This window comes from Vibrio sp. YQ_11 (assembly GCF_043103065.1).
GTDB lineage: Bacteria > Pseudomonadota > Gammaproteobacteria > Enterobacterales > Vibrionaceae > Vibrio > Vibrio parahaemolyticus.
In genome coordinates, this window is the sequence record NZ_JBICJM010000016.1 from 1 (window position 1) to 20,822 (window position 20,822).

Below are 20,822 nucleotides of genomic sequence, written 5' to 3' on the forward strand. Positions count from 1 at the left end.
ATGACAAAATCACAAGAAAGAATATGGTGGAGGGGGACGGATTCGAACCATCGAAGGCGGAGCCGGCAGATTTACAGTCTGCTCCCTTTGGCCACTCGGGAACCCCTCCAGGGTGTTTTATACTTGAAAAATGTTTTCCCAACGCATCTCTCAAGTGCGGAGCGCATCATAGCAAACTCGCTCCGGCTGTAAAGCGTTTTTCTAGCGTTTTTACGTTGAATGCTGCCTTTTTGGGCAAAGATGGTAGAAAGTCAGCGTTTTGTATGTCCTTTATACAGAACGAAAATATACTTTTTACTGGAATTTACACTACTTGACGTTAAAAGACGTATCTATTGATAAACTGTAAGCAGTTTAATGACATAAGTTTATTCGTTTAGTAGTCAAGATCATGAGCATGAAAGCCACTTTATCCTTATCTGTTTTAACGCTTTCTATATTAATGGCTTCCCCTAGCGCTTTTGCAGCAAAGCGAGGTCCGTCTGCGGTCACGGTTGTGACTGAGCAAGTAGAAACGCACGAAATTAATCAATCTTTATCCCTTATCGGCAAATTGAAGGCGGCAGAGTCTGTGGTTGTCGCTTCAGAAGTTGCAGGTAAGGTCAAAAAAATTGCAGTAAAAGCAAACCAGAACGTGCAGCAAAACCAACTGTTAATTCAATTGGATGATGATAAAGCGCAAGCAGCACTGGTAGAGGCAAAAGCTTACTTAAAAGATGAAGAACGTAAGTTAAAAGAATTTCAGCGTTTAGTTAAACGAAACGCAATTACTCAAACCGAAATTGATGCACAAAAAGCAAGCGTGGAGATTGCTCAGGCTCGACTTGATGCTGCGAAAGCGAATCTCGCCGATCTGCATATCACCGCGCCCTTTTCTGGAACGGTTGGATTTATCGATTTCAGCCGCGGGAAAATGGTTAGCGCAGGAACTGAGCTTCTGACATTAGACGATCTGTCGGTCATGGAGTTGGATTTACAAATTCCAGAACGTTATTTGTCGATGTTGTCAGTTGGAATGGAAGTTGCCGCGAAGACCAGTGCTTGGGGTGAACAACGTTTTTCTGGGAAAGTCACTGGTATTGATACCAGAATCAGTGCAGAGACATTGAATTTGCGCGTGCGCATTGAGTTTGATAACCCAGAAAACCAATTGAAACCGGGTATGTTGATGAACGCTTCACTGGCATTTCCTGCTATTAAAGCGCCGATCATTCCTGTTCAAGCACTTGAATACTCAGGCACCAAACGCTTTGTATATGTAATTGATGAAAACAACAAAGCGACTCGCCAAGAGGTGTTGCTGGGTGCGCGTGTCGACAACGAAGTAGTGATTGAATCTGGCGTTGAGATTGGTGACAAGATCGTTGTTCAAGGCATTGTTAACATGCGTGATGGCGTTGAAGTGAAAGAAATTGTCGCGCCACTCAAAGCTAACACTGCGGATGTGACAGGCAATGACAGTGAATCGGCTGAGGAAGAAAACTAATGTTACTTTCCGACGTTTCAGTTAAACGCCCTGTCGCGGCGTTAGTTCTGAGTATGCTGTTGTGTGTATTTGGCTTTGTGTCATTCACCAAATTAGCTGTTCGTGAAATGCCTGATATTGAGAGCCCAGTCGTTTCTATCAGCACGCGTTATGAAGGCGCGTCGGCGACCATTATTGAAAGCCAAATCACCTCCGTATTGGAAGATCAGCTTTCTGGGATCAGTGGCATTGATGAAATCAGTTCCACCACTCGTAACAGCATGTCACGCATCACGATCACCTTTGAGTTAGGTTACGATCTGAATACTGGGGTGAGTGATGTGCGTGACGCCGTTGCTCGTGCTCAGCGCTCGTTACCTGATGAAGCAGATGACCCAATTGTTTACAAGAACAATGGTTCGGGTGAAGCGTCCCTTTACATTAATCTAAGTTCTTCTGAAATGGACCGCACACAGCTGACGGATTATGCCGAGCGTGTTCTGATGGATCGTTTCAGTTTGATCACGGGTGTGAGTTCTATCGATCTCTCTGGCGGTTTGTACAAAGTCATGTACGTGAAACTCAAACCAGAGCTTATGGCTGGTCGTGCGGTCACGGCATCGGATATTACATCAGCTTTACGAAGTGAGAACCTAGAAAGCCCGGGGGGTGAAGTTCGCAACGACTCGACAGTGATGTCGGTGCGTACGGCTCGTACTTATAACACGCCTGAGGACTTCCAATATCTTGTCATTAAACGTGCAAGCGACAACACGCCTATCTACTTAAAAGATGTGGCGGATGTCTTTATTGGTGCAGAAAACGAAAACTCGACCTTCAAAAGTGACGGTGTTGTAAACATCAGTCTTGGTGTAGTACCGCAGTCAGATGCAAACCCGCTAGAAGTGGCGAAGCTGGTTCGTTCTGAAGTCGATAACATTCAGAAGTTCTTACCAGAAGGAACACGTCTCGCGATTGATTACGACGCGACAGTATTTATCGAGCGTTCAATCGAAGAGGTGTACAGCACGCTGTTTATTACAGGCGGCTTGGTGATCTTGGTGTTGTATATTTTCATCGGCCAAGCTCGTGCAACTCTAATCCCTGCGGTTACGGTGCCCGTTTCTCTGATCTCTTCGTTCATTGCCGCGTACTACTTTGGCTTTTCTATCAACTTGATCACTTTGATGGCGTTGATCCTGTCTATTGGTTTAGTGGTGGACGACGCGATTGTGGTTGTTGAAAACATCTTCCACCATATTGAACGTGGTGAATCGCCTCTGCTTGCCGCGTACAAAGGCACTCGAGAGGTTGGTTTTGCGGTTATCGCGACAACGTTGGTGCTGGTGATGGTGTTTCTGCCAATTTCCTTTATGGATGGCATGGTAGGGCTGCTATTTACAGAGTTTTCTGTATTGCTGGCGATGTCGGTAATTTTCTCCTCTTTGATTGCACTGACACTTACACCGGTGTTGGGCAGTCAGATCCTAAAGGCAAATGTAAAACCCAATCGATTCAACGAAGTGGTCGATCGCCTGTTTAGCAAGCTAGAGAATGGCTACCGCTCATTATTGAAAAGAGCATTGAAAGCTCGCTTGGCTGCGCCTTTGGTGATTCTGGCTTGTATGGGCGGCAGTTACTTCCTAATGAATCAAGTACCAGCTCAATTGACGCCACAAGAAGATCGCGGTGTGATTTTTGCGTTTGTACGCGGCGCAGATGCTACGTCGTACAACCGAATGTCAGCCAATATGGATATTGTCGAAGACCGATTGATGCCATTGCTAGGGCAAGGTTATCTGAAGTCATTCAGCATCCAAACGCCAGCGTTCGGTGGTCAGGCAGGTGACCAAACTGGCTTTGTGATCATGATTCTAGAAGATTGGAATGAACGTGATGTAACGGCTCAGGAAGCGCTCAACAAAGTACGTGGTGCATTGGCGGGTATCCCTGATGTTCGAGTGTTCCCATTTATGCCAGGTTTCCAAGGTGGTTCGAGTGAGCCAGTTCAGTTTGTATTAGGTGGTTCTGATTATGATGAGCTTCTCGTCTGGGCTGAACTGTTGAAGAACAAAGCCGAAGAATCGCCAATGATGGAAGGCGCTGAGATAGACTACTCCGAGAAAACGCCAGAGCTGTTAGTTACGGTCGACAAACAACGCGCGGCTGAACTCGGTGTTAGCGTAAAAGACATTTCTGACACGTTAGAAATTATGCTCGGTGGTAAAAGCGAAACGACTTATGTTGAGCGTGGCGAAGAGTATGATGTTTACCTTCGTGGTGATGAAAATAGCTTCAATAATGCTGCCGATTTGAGCCAGATTTATCTGCGTACCAACAGTGGCGAGCTAGTGACATTAGACACGGTCACGAAAATAGAAGAAGTGGCAGCATCTATCCGTCTGTCTCACTACAACAAGCAGAAGTCCATCACCATTACTGCAAATCTTTCCGAAGGTTATACATTGGGTGAAGCGCTGAATTACCTCGATCAGCAAGCCATCGACAACTTGCCGGGTGACATTTCTGTGAGTTATTCGGGTGAGTCGAAAGACTTTAAAGAGAACCAAGCGAGTGTCGCAGTTGTGTTTGCACTGGCATTGCTGGTGGCGTATCTCGTGTTGGCGGCTCAGTTTGAAAGCTTCGTGAACCCGCTAGTAGTAATGTTCACTGTACCAATGGGTGTGTTTGGTGGTTTCCTTGGTTTGGTCGTAATGGGGCAAGGAATGAACATTTACAGCCAGATCGGCATGATCATGTTGATCGGTATGGTAACGAAAAACGGCATTTTGATAGTAGAATTTGCCAACCAGCTACGTGACCGTGGCGTTGAGTTTGAAAAAGCGATCATTGATGCCGCCGCGCGACGTCTACGCCCAATTTTGATGACTGCGTTTACCACACTTGCAGGTGCAATCCCGTTGATCGTATCAACAGGTGCTGGTTATGAGAGCCGTATTGCCGTGGGTACGGTTATCTTTTTCGGGATGGGGTTTGCTACATTGGTGACCTTGTTTGTTATCCCTGCGATGTACCGACTGATTTCTGCGAAAACACAAGCTCCAGGTCATGTAGAAGCAGAACTGAACAAAGCGCTCAGCCACGATTCGAAAGGCCGCACAGTGCATCCTTAACGACAACATGTAACGCTTTGATTAAAAACGCCGAACCATTTTTGTTCGGCGTTTTTTTATATTTCTAATGATTATTTATAGATCTAACCATTAATTGTGGTTATTATTTCGCCACTTCTTCGAGGGGCACAGGACTCGCTCATCGTTTATGACTGAATGTCGAGTCTTGCTAGGTATAAAGCCAGGAAGGTGGCTATACCTATGATTATTGAGGTGTTCCCTTGAAAAAAGTTCGTGGTAGTTACATGGTAGAAATGGTTCTGGTTGCGGGTATTATGGCGTTGTTAGTCACCACTGCACTTCCAACGTTTACGAATGCGCTAAAAGGTCATCAAGATGGTATTTTAGCGTCACTTGATACTGTTCAACCTAGTAGTCATGTAAACAAAGAGACCGCAGAAAAATTTTCCGCTCAATAAGCAAAGCTACTTTTTAGATTGATAAAAGAAGCTGAGGCATTTGCCTCGGCTTCTTTACATTTAACTTCAAATTCTGGGTTCAACGTCGCGCTAGAAGCGTTTTCCTAAGCTTATTTGTAGACCTTCATAGCTGTCGTAAAAGTCTTCAAAACCCATATCTGCGACATTGTAGATGTACTCTGCGCGCAACCAGATATCTTTACTCATATCCCAATGAACTCCAGCTCCCACGTTAAACAGTGCGCCAGAGTCGTCAGTCACTTTCTGGGCATTTGGAACATACATTTCTGCTTGAGTCCCCAAAGCGGTCACGCGGCCAAACAAAGAGAGTGGTGTGTCGCCTAAGTTGTCACTGGTCAATACCGCTGACATGCCTGCTTGGTAATAGTGCAAATCCAAATCTGTTTTTAGCGTGTCGTTCTTAAGCTCGTTTTGGGAGTAACGAAGCACACCTTCAAACGCAAGGTATTGATTAACATAATAGCCCCAGCCAACAGTGATATGCGGTGTGGACCACTCATTGTCTCTGTCTGATCCAAAATACGGCGTATCGAAACCAACGTTACCAGTACCCAGATAAAAATAAGATTGATGAGTTTGTTCTTGAGCAGCAAAAGTCGGCACACTGATGGTCAAGGCAGACAATAATAGGATGGCGTTTTTCATAACTTGACGATAACCTTTGTAAAAGACCGTTGTAATGATTTGTGTTAATATTAATTTAATCAATAAGATAGATGGCGCTTATCATATCAGTTTTTGTTCAAAGGTAGTGATTTTCGAATGGGAATTGTTGCGCTAAAGCATACTTTCTACTTATGAAAGTGGACTAACTGGATATGGTGACGAAAGCCAAACAAATAAGAGAGAAGGAAAGTAAAGTGGCTGAATTCAAATATAAAAATCTAACTCAAGAAGAACAAGACAAGTTAGACGCAGCGACATTTCGTCGTTTATTGGCGCATTTAGATGCAAACAAAGATGTGCAAAACATCGACCTGATGATCCTTGCGGGCTTCTGTCGTAACTGCTTTAGCAAATGGTACAAAGCAGAGGCTGAAAATCTCGGTTTGGATTTAGATATTGATGACGCTCGCGAACGTGTTTACGGCATGACTTATGATGAGTGGAAACAAAACCATCAACCAGCAGCAACGCCAGAACAATTGGCCGCGTTTGAAGCGCGTCAGAAAAAGTAATCCCAATCAATAAAAAACAGCCCGCACATAAGCGGGCTGTTTTTACATTCGAATTTGCATCTTAAGCGGTAATTGGACCGCAACATGCCGGCTCAACACAGCCTTTCGCTTGAATGACTTCAAGTTGCGCGAGGTAAGGTTGAATATCACCGATGTTCTCTTTTACCCATGCTAAGTCGTAATACGTATCTAAGTAACGCTCACCAGAGTCACATAGAAGTGTCACGATAGAGCCTGTTTCACCGCGTTGTTTCATTTCGCAGGCTAGTTGAAGCACACCGTAGAGGTTCGTCCCCGTAGATGCACCAACTTTACGTCCAATCAGCTGAGAAACCCAATGCGCGGTTGCGACACTTGCCGCATCAGGAATTTTTCGCATCTCATCAACCACACCGGCGATAAAGCTTGGCTCAACACGTGGTCGGCCGATGCCTTCAATTTTGCTGCCAGTATTGCCTTTTAATTCACTGTTGCCGGATTGGAAGGCGTCGTAAAACACTGAGTTTTCAGGGTCTACCACACACAGTTTAGTGTCGTATTTTTGGTAACGAATAAAGCGGCCAATGGTTGCTGATGTGCCACCAGTTCCTGGACTCATCACCACCCAACTCGGAATTGGGTGATCTTCTAACTGCATTTGGCTGAAGATCGAGTTAGCGATGTTGTTGTTGCCGCGCCAGTCAGTTGCACGTTCAGCATAAGTAAACTGATCCATGTAGTGACCATTTAACTCTTGAGCCAAACGTCGAGACTCGTCATAAATCTGATCTGAGCGTTCAACAAGGTGTGCTTTGCCACCGTAAAACTCAATTTGTTCAATCTTTTTACGCGCGGTGGTTTTTGGCATAACGGCAATGAAAGGTAAGCCAAGTAAGCGAGCGAAATACGCTTCTGAAACGGCAGTGCTGCCTGAGGATGCTTCAATTACTGTGGTTTCAGGACCAATCCACCCATTACAAATCGCATAAAGAAACAACGAACGCGCCAATCGGTGTTTGAGAGAGCCTGTTGGATGCGTGCTCTCATCTTTTAGGTAGATATCGATACCATCAAGAGAAGGCAGTTCGAGTTTAAATAAATGAGTATCAGCAGAGCGTTGAAAATCCGCTTCAATTTTACGCACTGCATTGTTGATCCAGTCGTGGTCAGTACACATGGCGTCTCCCCTTGGAAATCGATAGATAAGCATTAGATAGGGATAATTTACCTATAAGGTGAGAGAAAAACTTTGCTATAGTTGCTCTTGATGGGTATTGGGATAGAAAAGTTTTCTACATCTTTTGGTTTTTATAGAAATGAAATTAGATCGAGTCGATAAACAGCTGCTTGCTTTGCTACAAACCGACAGCACCTTGTCATTAAATGACTTAGCAGAGCGAGTCAATCTGACAACAACACCATGTTGGAAGCGTTTAAAAAGGTTGGAAGAGGAAGGCTACATTGAAAAGCGCGTCGCGTTACTGAGCGCAGAAAAACTCGACTTGTCTTTTATCGCTTTTGTTCAGCTAAAAACCATCGATCACTCCGAAGATTGGTATCACCATTTTGTCACAACAGTGAGTGATTTCCCTGAGGTGATGGAGTTTTATCGTATGGCCGGCGAGTATGACTACATGATGAAAGTGCTGGTGAAAGATATGAAGTGTTTTGACGAGTTTTATAAGCGCTTAGTGAATAGTGTAAAGGGGCTCTCTAACGTGACTTCAACATTTGCAATGGAGTCGATTAAATATACCACTGAGTTGCCAATTCGAAGCTAATCTAAGTTTACAGTTACTGGAATAATAGTTGTTACTGACGAGACATTAAAATGGAATGTAAGAGTGACATTATTCCAGTTTTAAAATACAAATCTCTTTTATTAAATATAAACGAGATTCGTTCTTGCTTTTATTTGTGTATTAGATAATTATGTTTTTCTAATCTGTTAATGTCCATACAGCATAGCCCGCCCAAAATTAACGCAATTTTTCTTCATTATTTTTCCTGTTTTATTTTGTTGAATATTCACTCTTTCTAAATTAATTAATTACATTAATTTAAACGTTTGCTTCGCGTTTTTTCGGGTAATTTTCTCGCCATTTATCAGAATTTATTTTTACCCTTAATATAGTAGTAAATACTTAAGTAATAAAGTCATCAACAATAGGGATAGCGATTAATAAAACATCGTATTATTATCTCGCCCCTTGAGATGTAACAAATTATTACTAAAAATGAACAGAAATTATTATTTGATTTTTCTTGCTGCTTTACTTGCTGGTTGCGGTGGAGGAGGTGACTCCAAGCCGAGCAATACAAGCTCTCCAACTTCTATCACGAAGCAGAGTCGTCCACAGCTGATTGTTGAAGATGCCTCGTTGCAGTTTGAGGGTGTGGGAACCATCACTCAGACACTATTGAGCAACGTTCGCGGCTCAGTATCTTACCAAGTCATTGATTCAAATCCGCCGAATGTGGTGAGAGTGAATGATTCGGGAGTATTTCAAATCCTGCGTCCAGGCACCGCGATAATTCGTGCAACAGATACCAGTTCTGTGTACGAATCTTCTGAAACGACGTTTTCGGTCACGGTTGAACGAGGTTTTAACAATGATCTTTCTGCCAGTGATTTAAGCCTAGTAGCACTCGATCCTGACGGGAAAGCTCTGACCGTGCGTGGGCAGAAAGGTAAACTGAGTTACCAAGTCGAAAGCGGGCAGAACCTCATTCAAGTTGATGATAACGGCGTTGTTTATTCACTTGGTTCTGCGGGTCAGGCTTCTGTACTGATTTCCGATTCAGGTAACGACTTATATCTACCTAAGCAAGTTCGTGCAACCGTAACATTGTATGCGATAGGTGCTGAGCAACTTAAATTTGCCTTAATCGAAGATGAGTATCGAGACGGTTTAACCTTAGCGCCTTCACGTTTGGATAAAGTTGAAACGCAAAATATCACTTACAAAATTTTGCGCAGCGAACCAGACAACGAGGTTGCCGAGTTACTAAACCCAGAAACGGGTTTGCTTTTGATCCACAACGTTGGTCAGGTAACCGTCGAGGCGACAGCAACATACAGCGATGCTTTCTTAAACAAGCAGCAAGTCGCTCAGTTTGTGGTCGATGTGAAACAGGGTCAACGTCAAGCCATCAGTGTTGCGAATATCGCTAAGACGTATGAAGACGGTGGACGCATTTTCCCTCAAGTTGCGCACGCTCGCGGCGATTATGGATATCGCATCATCAATGGTGAAGATGTTGTCGCTAAAACTACGGATGGTGAAGCGTTGCTGATCAAAGGCGTTGGTAGCGCAGAAGTTGAAGCCTACGAATACGACTTGCGTAATTATCCAGCAAGTAAAACCCGCTTCAACATTGAAATCGAACGCGCACCTCATCCGGTAATGAAAGACGTGGAAATGTCTCTCACTTATCAGCCTAAACTGGCTATTCCAATGACGTTTGCTGGTCAGAAAGGCAAAGTCAGTCTGATTGGTGGGTTCCCTGAAGGTCTTCGAATGAAGGATGGCAACTTAGAAGTGGATACCGCGGGCGAATATCGTCTTAAGTTTGAAGATGATGGCGGTGACTTGTACCAACCAATTCAATTCAATGTTGTGATCAAAGTTGCGAAAGCGCAAGGCCAAGCGATGACGACGCAAGATTATGAAATGGTATACAGCAAAGACTACGATTTTAACTTGCAGCGTGATTTTGGTTTAACGGCCAGCAATGATCATTTGGAAGTCGTTGACAATACTTCTCCAGGCGTTGCAGATGTTATTGGTGACGGTCTTATTCGTGTCTACAAAGCGGGTCAAACGACGTTAACGGTTCGCAGGAAAGAGAGTGCAAATTACACGGCCGGCCCAGATCAAAAAGTTCGCTTTAACATTCTGAGTGCGCCAAGCCGAATTGCTATCCAGTCAGGCGTAGTAGAAGGTACGTGGAACATCAACCAACCTTATGTCCAAAAACCATCGATTCTCGGTACGGTTGGCGAAGTGAGCTACCGATTTGCGACGGATTCTGCAACCGATGTGGTTTCCTTAGATCGCAAAACGGGTGATATGCGCATTCTGAATGCGGGTAGCACCAGAGTTATTGTGTCGGACGCAGGTAACGATAAGTTTACTCCAGGTGAAAGTAGCTTTGCTGTAACGATTAAACAAGGTAGCAACCCGGTTTCTATTACTTATCCAACTCTGGACTTTTCTGCTGGTGCGGTTATCACACCTGTGATGAGTGGGGGAGAAGCCAAAGCAAGCTACCGTCTGATTAACCAAGCTGAGCCGGTGGTTGAGTTGTTATCTTCAGATTCTGGTCGTTTGAAAGTGCTGCATGCTGGCGACTACCAAGTGGAAGTGACGTTAACTGCACGTAACTATACAACTAAAACCGTATTGGTTAACGGCACCATTAATAAAGCGGATCATCCAGGTCTTACGACGAAGCTTCAAACTGTGGAATTTACGCCATTTAAGACGATTAGTTTGGATTTTGGTAAAACGGTAGGCACTCGTACTTACGCATTTGCTGATACCGTGAGCGAAGAGCTTGCCACGTTAGACAATGCGAAAGCTGAGTTGACGCTAACTAATTACTCTCAATATCATTCTATTGCGTTGGATATTTCTGAGAGTGAATCGCGAGATTACAAAGCGTTACCAAGAACTAGAGTTACGGTTCATGTCGATTTGGCAGAATCGGGTGTTGCAGATAAATACACACAACTTGATAGCGAACAAACCGTCATCGTCAGTACCCTCAGTGCCCCACAGTTTTCCAATTTAGAAGAAAGTGAGTTTGGCATCATGGGGTCGCGTTCGGTACGTGAACCGACGGATGATGAGCTGCAAAAATTTGGCAAAGGTAAGGTCGCGCTGTTCTTGTTAAAACCAGTGGGTAGCGATGACCGAACCCAACAAAAGGCAGTCTGGGTGCATGTTGCTCGATTTGATGGCTGTACTGCGGATCTGTTTTCTAATGATCTAAAACCATTCGATGCAATTGATTATGATGCTGCAGGTTATTGTGCGAACGGTAGTACGATTCGTATGACTCGCTTTTTAGTGATTGACGACTCTAAACTAGAAAATATTGAGTATGAGTTGGCAGCGCCAGTCATGTACTACCGTCGCGGTCAACGTGAGTTCTTAGCGAGTGATGACGGCGGTTTTTATGCCAAGCCAAATGTGGTGTACGGAAAAAGCAAGTATGGCTATCCGAAATCACTTTATGAGTGGTCAGTGGTAACCATGAAGTATCAACCGAATTAATCATCGTTTGATACCTACTAAAAAGGAGTGCTGAGCACTCCTTTTTGCGTCTAATGCGCGCGGGTTACTTCGTGTAGCGCATGACTCCTTCTTGTACGGCAGTCGCCACCAAATGACCTTGCTGGTTATAAATTTCGCCACGCACTAAGCCACGAGTATTACTCGCCGTTGGGCTTTCTATTGCGTACAAAAGCCACTCATCCATCTTGAAGGGACGATGGAACCAGATTGAATGGTCAATCGTCGCAACTTGGAAATTCGGCGTCATTAACGACACTTCATGTGGATGCATCGCCGTGACCAAAAATCCCCAATCTGACGCGTAAGCCAGCAAGTATTGATGAATCAGTTGGTTATCTGGCATCTCACCGTTAGCACGAATCCAAAGGTACTGTTTTGGCTCCGCTTTTTTGGGTTTTAGAGGATTGATCACCGTGACAGGGCGAGTCTCAATCGGTTTTTCTCCGCAGAATGTTTTACGCAAGCGCTCTGGCAGAAACTCCGCAATATGACTTGCGAGTTCACTCTCTGAGGCGAAGTTTTCAGGCCCCGGAATATCTGGCATGGCTTTCTGGTGATCGAACCCCGGTTGATCGCCGTGATAAGAAGCCGTTAGATAAAAAATAGGTCGTCCATTTTGCACTGCTTTAACGCGTCTAGTGCTAAAGCTACGTCCATCTCTTAAATTTTCCACATCGTAAATGATCGGCTTTTCAGGGTCTCCAGGGTAGAGAAAATAGCTATGGAAGGAGTGCACAGTGCGTGTTTCTTCTACTGTGTAACGCGCCGCTGAGAGGGCTTGTCCAATCACTTGGCCGCCGTAGACTTGAGGTAAACCTAGGTTTTCACTTTGTCCACGAAACAAGCCTTCTTCTAATTTTTCGAGTTGTAGTAGGCTGAGCAATTCTCGTAATGGTTTACTCATTGTGTCTCCTCACCGATGTGTTTTTTCTTCACGTTACCTCAAGATCTGATGCTCTGTGAAGTGACTTTGTTTAGAACTGTTGAGTGACTTAATAGTAGTCTCATCCTTAAACCTACGAATAAGGCAAAATGAATGGTAACAACGTTTCTGCTTTGCAGGAAAAGTCCGGCTAGTCCTAATTATGAAACGAAATCAATTGTTTGAAAAATTCTAACTTAGTCAAACTATTGTCAAATAAACGAAAGGAAACAAGACAGTTTTATATTCCAACCCTATACTTATCCCGATTTAATACTCTTCTTGAGGAATATATGAAAAAAACACTACTACTTGTTACTTCTTTACTTTTTGGCGCTACGTTAGTGGGGTGCCAAACTTCTCAAACAACAGAAATGGAATCTGCTGAGGCGTCAATGAAGACAATTACAGGTACAGTGGCTTACCGTGAACGTATTGCTCTACCACCAAATGCTGTGGTTACGGTAACACTAGAAGATGTGTCTTTGGCTGATGCGCCATCTAAGCTTCTAGCAAAACAAACGTTCGAAACAGAAGGTAAGCAAGTTCCTCTTTCGTTTGAGCTGAGTTACGACAGCAACGAAATTAAACCGAATCACACTTACAGCGTGCGCGCGCGTATTGAAGTCGATGGTAAATTGCGTTTCATCAGTGATACGCATAACGGTGTGATCACAGATGAAGCACAAACTCACCAGTTGGATATTCGTCTAGTTGGTACGCGTTAATACCAAACATAGCGAACAAAAATGGCAGCCTAAGGCTGCCATTTGTATTTTCTGAGGGCGATTTTTCCTATCTCAGACACTTCGATCCCTTCTGCTTCTAATTTCTGCTTTTGCCTGTCTAAGTCTCTGCCTTTCAGCGATATCTTCCCTTGACCATTGATGACTCGAAACCAAGGCAATTTGCTACCTTCTGGCAAACTCCCAAGAGCTTTTCCTACGTGTCTGGCGTATCCCGGATAGCCTGCCATTTTGGCAATTTCGCCGTAGGTCGATACTTTTCCTTTTGGAATTTGGTGAATTACAGCAAAGATTTGCACTAAAAATTGGTCCATACTGAAACTGTCCGTTGTGGCTTGCTAAGGAATGGTAATACACACGACTTGTATTTCGCTAACAGTTCTTGTGCATGGTTAACATTTGTTGCTAGTGAGTTAGATGCCTTTTTAAAGCCCTTTTAACTAAAGACAAATTGGTGCATCAAGCGCACGAAATACAAATTAACGATAAGCTAAGCTTGAATCTAGACCCACTCAACGACTTTAGATACCCAGTTTTATTTGCCGTTGAGTTACCAAGTTGGTGGGGAAGCCAGGAGGCGCTATGATTTTTTCAACACTTCAATTTTTCATCACAACTTTTCTTGCCGTTGTGTGTGCTCGAGCGATGAGTTTGAGTGAGGGCGAAATCCCAGTACTCGCGCTCATGATCCCGGCATTATGGCTGTTGCCTCAAGGTGGCCTTGCTGGCTTAGTGTTGCTCGGCGCTATGATGGTGTTTGGTGCGACGCTTTCGATGCAGCCCATTGCGTTGTCTGTTGGCGTGCTGATTCTATTCCCGTTACTTATGGTGGTGTTCTCACATCGCAGCTCTCTTGGCGTTCTCCTTACCACCGGTTTGATTGTGATTACCTTACAAGTAGGGCTGATGGTCACGCAACAAGGCGGTAAGCTTGATGGTTCAGCTTGGGTGACCGTGGTTCAAACGTTTTCTGTTGTGGTCATGTGGTGGGCAGCAACGCATTGGAAACGCTCAGAAAAACACAGCTGGTGGCCTTTGCTTTTACTATTGCCTCTATGGATTGCCGATCTTCATTACGCGGTGCTGGTGGCGTTGAGCATTACTGGGATGTTGGCTTCGATGGAAACACTCGCCAAATTAAAAGACTCGATTCGCTGGAGTAAGTTGCTTTGTTGGACACTACCAACCGTCGGTTTTGCAGCGTTGGTGGTGAGCCCTAATACGGATGTACCAAATCCTGTATTTGTGGTCTGGATCTGTTTGTTGGGAACTGCTTGGATGACGGACTACATCTTACGTAGTAGTGACGAGCAGGCGGAGTTATAAAATAGTTGTAGGCATTCAGAGGAAAAAGTGACCAGTGCGGCAGACTGTTGAATTGATTGTGAAACAATAAGTGAATTAGTATATGTTCATCATTTCATAATTATTCTACTTTCCATAATAATAACCACATCGTAAGTGGTTAATTTTAGATAAGTTTGTCATGATCACACTTGCTCGAACTCTGCTGCTTTTCGCTTGCCTGTTGCCAAGCCTTCATGTAAAGGCCGAACCTTCATTACAGCCTCACTATAAAATCGCGACGGAAGCGGATGATGTTGTCACTCGCGTTTTATTTGATGCGGTATCCACTGAATTTGGTGTGAGTGTTGAGTACATCAACTACGCGAGTTTTGATGCCATTTTAGATGCAGTCGCGAATGAAGACGCAGACTTTGCTGCCAACATTACCTATACCGATACTCGCGCCGAGCGTTTCAGCTATTCCCGACCAACAAACATTGAATACACATACTTATATGGGCTGAGCGACTCGACATTAGATGATATTTCGCGTGTTGGTGTGCCTCAAAACACCATCTACTCAGAACTGATCAAACAGTATCATCCAGAGTTAAAACAAGTTCCTTATAAAGGTCATAACGAAGCAGTACGTTTGTTACAAACTGGTTTAGTGGATGGCGTGGTTGATGCGATTAACCAACTCAAACCAATGTTGTTGGAAGGGTTTGATGCCAAAATGCTCAACGATCAGATCTCCATCAAACCTGTTTCTATCATTAGTAAAAAAGGTCACCACTTAGAAGAGTTGGATACCTTTGCCTCGTTTATTCATGGTGAAGCGGTACAAAAGCAACTTCGTGAGCAAATCGCGTTGTATCAATTTGAGTTGAGACGTTCAGCCCTGCGAGATGCGATCAAGTTACTGCCTGTCGATTTAAAAGAGCCAATTCGAATCAAAATGGAATCCATCTTTCCTTATGTGGTGTACAACCCTGATGGCACCGTACAAGGGATGACAGCCGATATCGTTCTACAAAGCTGTGAAATTCTGGATTTAAACTGTGTGATCATCAGTGAGCCTAACGAAAGTTGGGAGTCGATGTATCGCCAGTTTATGAAAGGTGAATTTGATATTTTGGCACCATTAACGGTGAGCAGAGAGCGGCATGAATTCAGCTATTTCCCAAGACCGCACTATTCACCAGCTTCAGTAATGGTCAAGCGATTGGGTTACAAGCCAAACACTTATTCCCATGTGTCACAATTGATCTCAGAAAGAATCGGTGTAGTCAAAGACGATTTTTTCGATCAAATGATGACTCAGCTTTTACCGTTGAAAGAGCTTGAGCGCTTTAACACGCAGCACGATCTTATTGAAGCATTGCTTAAAGGGGAGGTGGATTACATCCCAATGGATACGGCAATGCTCAACCATTTCCTTCGTTTGAGCGAGCTTGTGCCCATCGAACAAGATACCGCGATAGGGGAGTTTTACAGTTCGCAGTTGTCTATCGGCCTCGTCGCGAATGAACGCGGTGCAATGTTAGCGCCATATTTTAGCCGCGCGATTGCGATGTTGGGCGTTGACAAAATTGTGGCTCAATACGATTTGCGTCCAGATTGGCGCACGGCGTTAGAGTATGAGGTGCGATTGGCAACACAAACCCAAGCGGTATTTCTATTCGTACTTGTATTGGCAATTTGTGTTTCTCTCTATCTGTATCGTCAATCCAACACCGATAATTTAACTGGGTTGAGGAATCGTCGCTCTTTGCAAGTTAAGTATCGCCAAGGGGTGAATAAGGATTTGGCGATTCTTTATTTAGATATTAATCACTTCAAACAAATCAACGATACCTACGGTCATTTAGCCGGTGATGAAGTGCTGCAATTGCTTTCGCTGAAGATACATCGAGTGTGGTCTGGGCGAAGCTATCGTATTGGCGGTGACGAATTTATTTTGCTCGGATACCCAACACAAATAGAGCTTTCGCGAGCCATTCAGGAACTGAGTCGATTGGATGTTACCGATAAATTGTGCGCAGAGCTGAAAACTGTCACGATTTCAGTTGGTGTTTCTGAGAAACGAAAGCAGCACATGAGCTTGGAACAAGCGCTGCATTTGGCGGATGAAGATATGTACGTCAGCAAACATTCTTCTCGTCACTATTCTGGTTCTAGCGACTATCTTGTTCAGTCTTAAATGGATGAATTGATCGAGTTTTGTCCAAACGAATGAAGAATAGTGGATTTAGCGGTTTTTGCCCTTGCATTATGAAGGCCGATACTGAATAATCTCCAACATCATTTGAGGCAAGCCTTCAAAAAAGAATTATGGGGCTCTGGTCCTCTCGCAACAATAGCTCGTGAACTCGGTCAGGTCCGGAAGGAAGCAGCCGCAGCGTGTGACTTGTGTGCCGGGATGTGGCTGGGGTCCCACCCTTTAAAAGCCCCGCTTATATAGCGGGGCTTTTTCGTTTTTAACATCTCTTTTTGCCTTGAGCACTTTACTTTATAATCACGCTTGTTTTAATTCGCCAAGTATTCACTTTCCACCTGAGATATTGTCATGATTTCAAAAAACCAACTAAAACTGCTTCGTGCTTTGGGCCAAAAGAAACAGCGTAAAGCGCATGGTTTGTTTCTTGTTCAAGGTGAAAAGAACGTATTAGAGTTGGCGAGCAGCTCATTGGTTGTGAAGCAAATTTTTGCTACGGCAGACTTTTTGGAAAGTCACCGCCAAGAGCTAAGTGGTTTTGAGTGCGTTGAAGCGTCGCTTGATGATCTAACCAAAGCAAGTACGCTTGTGAGCAACAACGCAGCCATTGCTGTGGTAGAGATTCCAAACGTAAAAGAACCACAGGCAAAGGGCTTGATGATTGCTCTGGATGGTGTTTCAGACCCTGGTAACCTAGGTACGATTATCCGTGTAGCTGACTGGTATGGCATTAAGCACATTATTGCGAGCACTGACTGTGCAGACCCGTATAACCCAAAAACCATTAGCGCGACAATGGGCAGTTTTGGGCGTGTGCAAGTGAGTTTGGTTGATTTGCCAAGCTACTTAGCTGAAGCAAACTTGCCAGTGTATGGTGCTTTCCTTGAAGGTGAGAGCGTGCATAAAACTGATTTTTCAGCAGAAGGTATTTTGTTGATGGGCAGCGAGTCACATGGTGTGCGAGAAGAAGCGTCCAAGTTCGTGACAGATAAGATCACGATTCCTGCTTTCGGTGGCGCAGAATCTTTAAACGTAGCAATGGCGACGGGCATCATTTTGGACAACATGCGTCGTCAGCACAGCTAATCGTATCAACGAATTTTAGATACAAAAAAAGCGTAACGGTCCAGGCGATTTCAAGCTGAGGTTCATTACGCTTTTTTCGTTTTGAATGCGGTTATTTTTCTAACATATCCAACTTGTTTGGCACGCCGTTCCATTTTTCCGCTTCATCCATCGCTGGTTTCACTTCAGTTTGTACCGGCCAGATTTCTGCGAGTTCGGCGTTGAGCTCTTTGTAGATGGTTTGATCTTCAGGCAGCTCGTCTTCTTGGAAGATTGCCGCTGCGGCACACTCGTCAACACACAAGCCACAGTCGATACATTCTATTGGGTTGATTACCATGAAGTTTGGACCTTCGTGGAAGGCGTCAGCCGGGCACACCGCGACACAGTCGGTGTATTTACATTGGATACAGTTATCGGTTACGACAAACGCCATGATAATCAGCTCTTAAGTTAGTCAAAATCAAAGAAGGGGGATAATACTCATCCCAAGGCAAAATTCAACATTCACCAAGTTAAATCCGTCGTCCAACCTTGATTTAGTATGACAGACAATTCAATTTCTCGTAAAATGCGCGCCATTGTGAGCTGGGGGCCGTTAGGTTTTTTGGCTAAGACACCTACTATAACGAGACATCGACATGATTCGTATTAATGAAATTAAGCTTCCTCTTGATCATGAGGAAGGCGCGCTATTAGACGCGATCACTAAAAAACTTGGCATTCCTGCTGAGAAAGTTATCTCTTTTAACGTCTTTAGACGCGGCTACGATGCTCGTAAGAAAACCAATATTCATCTTATTTACACGCTAGACATCATCGTTGAAGGCGATGAAACCGCGTTGCTAGCGAAGTTCGCAAACGATCCTCACGTTCGCCAAACACCAGACATGGAATACAAGTTTGTTGCGAAAGCACCTGAGAACCTAACAGAGCGCCCAATCGTCATCGGTTTTGGTCCATGTGGTTTGTTTGCTGGTTTGGTGTTGGCTCAAATGGGTTTCAACCCAATCATTGTTGAACGTGGTAAAGAAGTACGTGAACGTACTAAAGATACTTTCGGTTTCTGGCGTAAACGCACGCTAAACCCAGAATCAAACGTACAGTTTGGTGAGGGCGGTGCGGGTACGTTCTCTGACGGTAAGTTGTACAGCCAAGTGAAAGATCCAAACTTCTACGGTCGCAAAGTGATCACTGAATTTGTAGAGGCTGGCGCACCAGAAGAAATTCTATACGTAAGTAAACCGCACATCGGTACTTTCAAGCTGGTAACGATGATCGAGAAAATGCGTGCGACTATCATCGAGCTAGGTGGTGAAATTCGTTTCAGTACTCGTGTTGATGATCTTCATATGGAAGACGGTCAAATCACTGGCGTGACATTGTCAAACGGTGAAGAGATCAAATCTCGTCACGTGGTATTGGCCGTTGGTCACAGTGCGCGTGATACATTTGAAATGTTGCACGAGCGTGGTGTGTACATGGAGGCGAAACCATTCTCGGTTGGCTTCCGTATCGAGCACAAGCAATCGATGATCGACGAAGCGCGTTTTGGTCCAAATGCGGGTCACCCAATTCTTGGTGCTGCGGATTATAAACTGGTTCACCATTGTAAAAATGGTCGTACCGTGTACAGCTTCTGTATGTGTCCAGGCGGCACTGTTGTTGCGGCGACATCTGAAGAAGGTCGCGTAGTGACGAACGGCATGAGCCAATACTCTCGTGCAGAGCGTAACGCAAACAGTGCGATTGTTGTGGGTATCTCTCCTGAGGTGGATTATCCGGGTGATCCTCTAGCAGGTATCCGTTTCCAACGTGAACTTGAATCTAACGCTTACAAACTAGGCGGCGAAAACTACGATGCGCCAGCACAGAAAATCGGTGACTTCCTGAAAGGTCGCGATCCAAGTCAACTTGGTGATGTTGAGCCATCATTCACGCCGGGCATTAAGCTCACAGACTTATCGAAAGCGCTGCCTCCATTTGCGGTAGAAGCGATTCGTGAAGCCATTCCAGCTTTCGATCGTAAGATCAAAGGTTTTGCATCTGAAGATGGTCTACTGACTGGCGTTGAGACTCGTACCTCTTCACCAGTTTGCATTAAGCGCGGTAAAGATTTCCAAAGTGTAAACTTAAAAGGCTTCTACCCTGCGGGTGAAGGTGCAGGTTACGCTGGTGGTATTCTTTCTGCTGGTATCGATGGTATTAAAGTCGCAGAGGCGGTTGCGCGTGACATCGTTGCAGCAATGGAAGATGCATAATTAAATCACTTTTTGATTTGATGAAAGCCAGTCAGTTTTGCTGACTGGCTTTTTTGTATGTGCTGCATAGCTAATTAGGATTAGTGAGCATTTTCTGCGCGACATTTGAGACGTTTCCTCGTCATGTCTCTGGCTTTTGTTGGTGTTTACTTCTGCAGATAAATTTTTCTTTCTGGGATAAATATGCAACAAGATTTAGCTTGAGAGCAGTAGATAAATGAATTTTGATAGAGATCAATAGACTACGCCTATGAACAAAATTGCTAATTTCCATTTAGTAAAATCAAGAAAGTAGACGACACTTATCTTAGGGCCGCAATAAAATGCCGCTAAGGAGATAAGAATGCATTCATTAAAAGTAAAAGATTACATGACGTTGCAAGCGGTGACTTTCACTAAAGACATGTCACTCACAGCCGCTTTGAACAAAGTGATGCAGAGCGTGACGCTTGGTGGTCCAGTCATTGATGAAAACGAAAAAGTAGTGGGGTTCTTATCTGAACAAGATTTGTTAGATAAGTTGGTGAAAGCCAGCTACCACTGCCAAGATACACATACTGTGCAAGAGTGTATGCATGAAGATGTGTTGTCCGTCTCGCCAGAAATGTCGGTCATTGAATTGGCGGATATGATGAAAGTCGGTAAGCCAAAAATGTACCCAGTAGTTGACGACCGAGGAAAACTTGTTGGCATCATCACTCGCCGTGATGTTCTGCGCGCTATTGGGATGACGTTGAACGAATGCTTTAAACATCCAGTTTGATGACGACATCGACATGACTACTTCGAAAGGCGCTGCGGCGTCTTTCTTTTTTCGGAAAAAG

At 44.4% G+C, this 20,822-nt stretch carries 17 protein-coding genes, 1 tRNA gene and 1 other RNA gene; 13 read left to right on the forward strand and 6 right to left on the reverse strand.

The annotated features are described in order from the left end of the window. Positions 1–24 precede the first annotated feature (24 nt). Positions 25–109 (reverse strand) — tRNA-Tyr (locus ACF8EG_RS10790). A 282-nt stretch (positions 110–391) separates the two neighbouring features. On the opposite strand from ACF8EG_RS10790, the gene vmeE reads away from it, so the two are divergent. The 3 genes from vmeE (at position 392) to ACF8EG_RS10805 (ending at position 5,018) form a co-directional block, all read left to right on the forward strand. Next, positions 392–1,486, forward strand: a complete 1,095-nt coding sequence (gene vmeE / locus ACF8EG_RS10795) for a multidrug efflux RND transporter periplasmic adaptor subunit VmeE (protein ID WP_024699974.1) — start codon at positions 392–394, stop codon at positions 1,484–1,486. Continuing rightward, positions 1,486–4,599: a multidrug efflux RND transporter permease subunit VmeF gene (gene vmeF, locus ACF8EG_RS10800; RefSeq protein ID WP_065788063.1), complete on the forward strand. Its 3,114-nt coding sequence runs from the start codon at positions 1,486–1,488 to the stop codon at positions 4,597–4,599. The genes vmeE and vmeF overlap by 1 nt, the downstream gene beginning before the upstream one ends. A gap of 221 nt (positions 4,600–4,820) precedes the next feature. Further along, positions 4,821–5,018 (forward strand): type II secretion system protein, encoded by a 198-nt coding sequence (locus tag ACF8EG_RS10805; protein WP_005461161.1) that lies wholly within the window; start codon positions 4,821–4,823, stop codon positions 5,016–5,018. 90 nt (positions 5,019–5,108) lie between these two features. On the opposite strand, the gene ACF8EG_RS10810 is transcribed toward ACF8EG_RS10805, so the two are convergent. Beyond that, complete coding sequence (locus tag ACF8EG_RS10810) at positions 5,109–5,684, reverse strand: porin family protein (protein ID WP_005461140.1); 576 nt, start codon at positions 5,682–5,684, stop codon at positions 5,109–5,111. Between the two features lie 215 nt (positions 5,685–5,899). Here ACF8EG_RS10810 and ACF8EG_RS10815 point away from each other — a divergent pair, with 215 nt between their 5' ends. Further along, on the forward strand, positions 5,900–6,217 hold the full coding sequence (locus ACF8EG_RS10815; protein ID WP_021449582.1) for a DUF1244 domain-containing protein: 318 nt from the start codon (positions 5,900–5,902) through the stop codon (positions 6,215–6,217). A gap of 61 nt (positions 6,218–6,278) precedes the next feature. Here ACF8EG_RS10815 and ACF8EG_RS10820 read toward each other — a convergent pair whose 3' ends face one another. Then, positions 6,279–7,373 (reverse strand): PLP-dependent cysteine synthase family protein, encoded by a 1,095-nt coding sequence (locus ACF8EG_RS10820; RefSeq protein ID WP_031778272.1) that lies wholly within the window; start codon positions 7,371–7,373, stop codon positions 6,279–6,281. Between the two features lie 139 nt (positions 7,374–7,512). Here ACF8EG_RS10820 and ACF8EG_RS10825 point away from each other — a divergent pair, with 139 nt between their 5' ends. Next, positions 7,513–7,977, forward strand: coding sequence for an Lrp/AsnC family transcriptional regulator (locus tag ACF8EG_RS10825; protein WP_005481879.1), 465 nt, complete (start codon positions 7,513–7,515; stop codon positions 7,975–7,977). A 456-nt stretch (positions 7,978–8,433) separates the two neighbouring features. Further along, positions 8,434–11,478 (forward strand): D-Tyr-tRNAtyr deacylase, encoded by a 3,045-nt coding sequence (locus ACF8EG_RS10830; RefSeq protein WP_069507243.1) that lies wholly within the window; start codon positions 8,434–8,436, stop codon positions 11,476–11,478. Between the two features lie 64 nt (positions 11,479–11,542). Here ACF8EG_RS10830 and tesB read toward each other — a convergent pair whose 3' ends face one another. After that, on the reverse strand, positions 11,543–12,403 hold the full coding sequence (gene tesB, locus ACF8EG_RS10835) for an acyl-CoA thioesterase II (protein WP_005461165.1): 861 nt from the start codon (positions 12,401–12,403) through the stop codon (positions 11,543–11,545). Between the two features lie 311 nt (positions 12,404–12,714). Between tesB and ACF8EG_RS10840 the strand changes: the two genes are divergently transcribed. Continuing rightward, entirely contained in the window at positions 12,715–13,149 is a 435-nt protein-coding gene (locus tag ACF8EG_RS10840; protein WP_069507241.1) for a YbaY family lipoprotein, read from the forward strand. 29 nt (positions 13,150–13,178) lie between these two features. On the opposite strand, the gene ACF8EG_RS10845 is transcribed toward ACF8EG_RS10840, so the two are convergent. Further along, the gene (locus tag ACF8EG_RS10845; RefSeq protein WP_069507239.1) at positions 13,179–13,481 is read right to left on the reverse strand and encodes a DNA base-flipping protein; all 303 of its coding nucleotides are present in this window, start codon (positions 13,479–13,481) and stop codon (positions 13,179–13,181) included. Positions 13,482–13,749: 268 nt separating this feature from the next. On the opposite strand from ACF8EG_RS10845, the gene ACF8EG_RS10850 reads away from it, so the two are divergent. The 4 genes from ACF8EG_RS10850 to ACF8EG_RS10865 all read left to right on the forward strand — a co-directional run bounded on the left by ACF8EG_RS10850 (position 13,750) and on the right by ACF8EG_RS10865 (position 17,758). Next, a complete protein-coding gene (locus ACF8EG_RS10850; protein WP_069507237.1) occupies positions 13,750–14,493 on the forward strand; it encodes a hypothetical protein in 744 nt (247 codons plus the stop codon). Positions 14,494–14,653: 160 nt separating this feature from the next. Continuing rightward, positions 14,654–16,657: a GGDEF domain-containing protein gene (locus ACF8EG_RS10855; RefSeq protein WP_025634376.1), complete on the forward strand. Its 2,004-nt coding sequence runs from the start codon at positions 14,654–14,656 to the stop codon at positions 16,655–16,657. Between the two features lie 137 nt (positions 16,658–16,794). Next, an RNA gene (ffs, locus tag ACF8EG_RS10860) (signal recognition particle sRNA small type) lies at positions 16,795–16,891 on the forward strand. A 132-nt stretch (positions 16,892–17,023) separates the two neighbouring features. Continuing rightward, positions 17,024–17,758: an RNA methyltransferase gene (locus tag ACF8EG_RS10865; RefSeq protein ID WP_005495942.1), complete on the forward strand. Its 735-nt coding sequence runs from the start codon at positions 17,024–17,026 to the stop codon at positions 17,756–17,758. 91 nt (positions 17,759–17,849) lie between these two features. Here the strand turns inward: ACF8EG_RS10865 and fdxA are convergent, their stop codons facing one another. After that, positions 17,850–18,173, reverse strand: a complete 324-nt coding sequence (fdxA, locus tag ACF8EG_RS10870) for a ferredoxin FdxA (protein WP_005461160.1) — start codon at positions 18,171–18,173, stop codon at positions 17,850–17,852. 205 nt (positions 18,174–18,378) lie between these two features. Between fdxA and ACF8EG_RS10875 the strand changes: the two genes are divergently transcribed. Further along, on the forward strand, positions 18,379–19,998 hold the full coding sequence (locus ACF8EG_RS10875) for an NAD(P)/FAD-dependent oxidoreductase (protein ID WP_069507235.1): 1,620 nt from the start codon (positions 18,379–18,381) through the stop codon (positions 19,996–19,998). Positions 19,999–20,341: 343 nt separating this feature from the next. Beyond that, entirely contained in the window at positions 20,342–20,761 is a 420-nt protein-coding gene (locus tag ACF8EG_RS10880) for a CBS domain-containing protein (RefSeq protein WP_005461138.1), read from the forward strand. Positions 20,762–20,822 lie beyond the last annotated feature (61 nt).

Coding starts and splice junctions, on each gene's coding strand:
- vmeE (WP_024699974.1), top strand. CDS start 392: ATGAGCATGAAAGCCACTTTATCCTTATCTGTTTTAACGCTTTCTATA.
- vmeF (WP_065788063.1), top strand. CDS start 1,486: ATGTTACTTTCCGACGTTTCAGTTAAACGCCCTGTCGCGGCGTTAGTT.
- ACF8EG_RS10810 (WP_005461140.1), bottom strand. CDS start 5,684: ATGAAAAACGCCATCCTATTATTGTCTGCCTTGACCATCAGTGTGCCG.
- ACF8EG_RS10820 (WP_031778272.1), bottom strand. CDS start 7,373: ATGTGTACTGACCACGACTGGATCAACAATGCAGTGCGTAAAATTGAA.
- ACF8EG_RS10825 (WP_005481879.1), top strand. CDS start 7,513: ATGAAATTAGATCGAGTCGATAAACAGCTGCTTGCTTTGCTACAAACC.
- ACF8EG_RS10830 (WP_069507243.1), top strand. CDS start 8,434: ATGAACAGAAATTATTATTTGATTTTTCTTGCTGCTTTACTTGCTGGT.
- tesB (WP_005461165.1), bottom strand. CDS start 12,403: ATGAGTAAACCATTACGAGAATTGCTCAGCCTACTACAACTCGAAAAA.
- ACF8EG_RS10840 (WP_069507241.1), top strand. CDS start 12,715: ATGAAAAAAACACTACTACTTGTTACTTCTTTACTTTTTGGCGCTACG.
- ACF8EG_RS10845 (WP_069507239.1), bottom strand. CDS start 13,481: ATGGACCAATTTTTAGTGCAAATCTTTGCTGTAATTCACCAAATTCCA.
- ACF8EG_RS10850 (WP_069507237.1), top strand. CDS start 13,750: ATGATTTTTTCAACACTTCAATTTTTCATCACAACTTTTCTTGCCGTT.
- ACF8EG_RS10855 (WP_025634376.1), top strand. CDS start 14,654: ATGATCACACTTGCTCGAACTCTGCTGCTTTTCGCTTGCCTGTTGCCA.
- ACF8EG_RS10865 (WP_005495942.1), top strand. CDS start 17,024: ATGATTTCAAAAAACCAACTAAAACTGCTTCGTGCTTTGGGCCAAAAG.
- fdxA (WP_005461160.1), bottom strand. CDS start 18,173: ATGGCGTTTGTCGTAACCGATAACTGTATCCAATGTAAATACACCGAC.
- ACF8EG_RS10875 (WP_069507235.1), top strand. CDS start 18,379: ATGATTCGTATTAATGAAATTAAGCTTCCTCTTGATCATGAGGAAGGC.
- ACF8EG_RS10880 (WP_005461138.1), top strand. CDS start 20,342: ATGCATTCATTAAAAGTAAAAGATTACATGACGTTGCAAGCGGTGACT.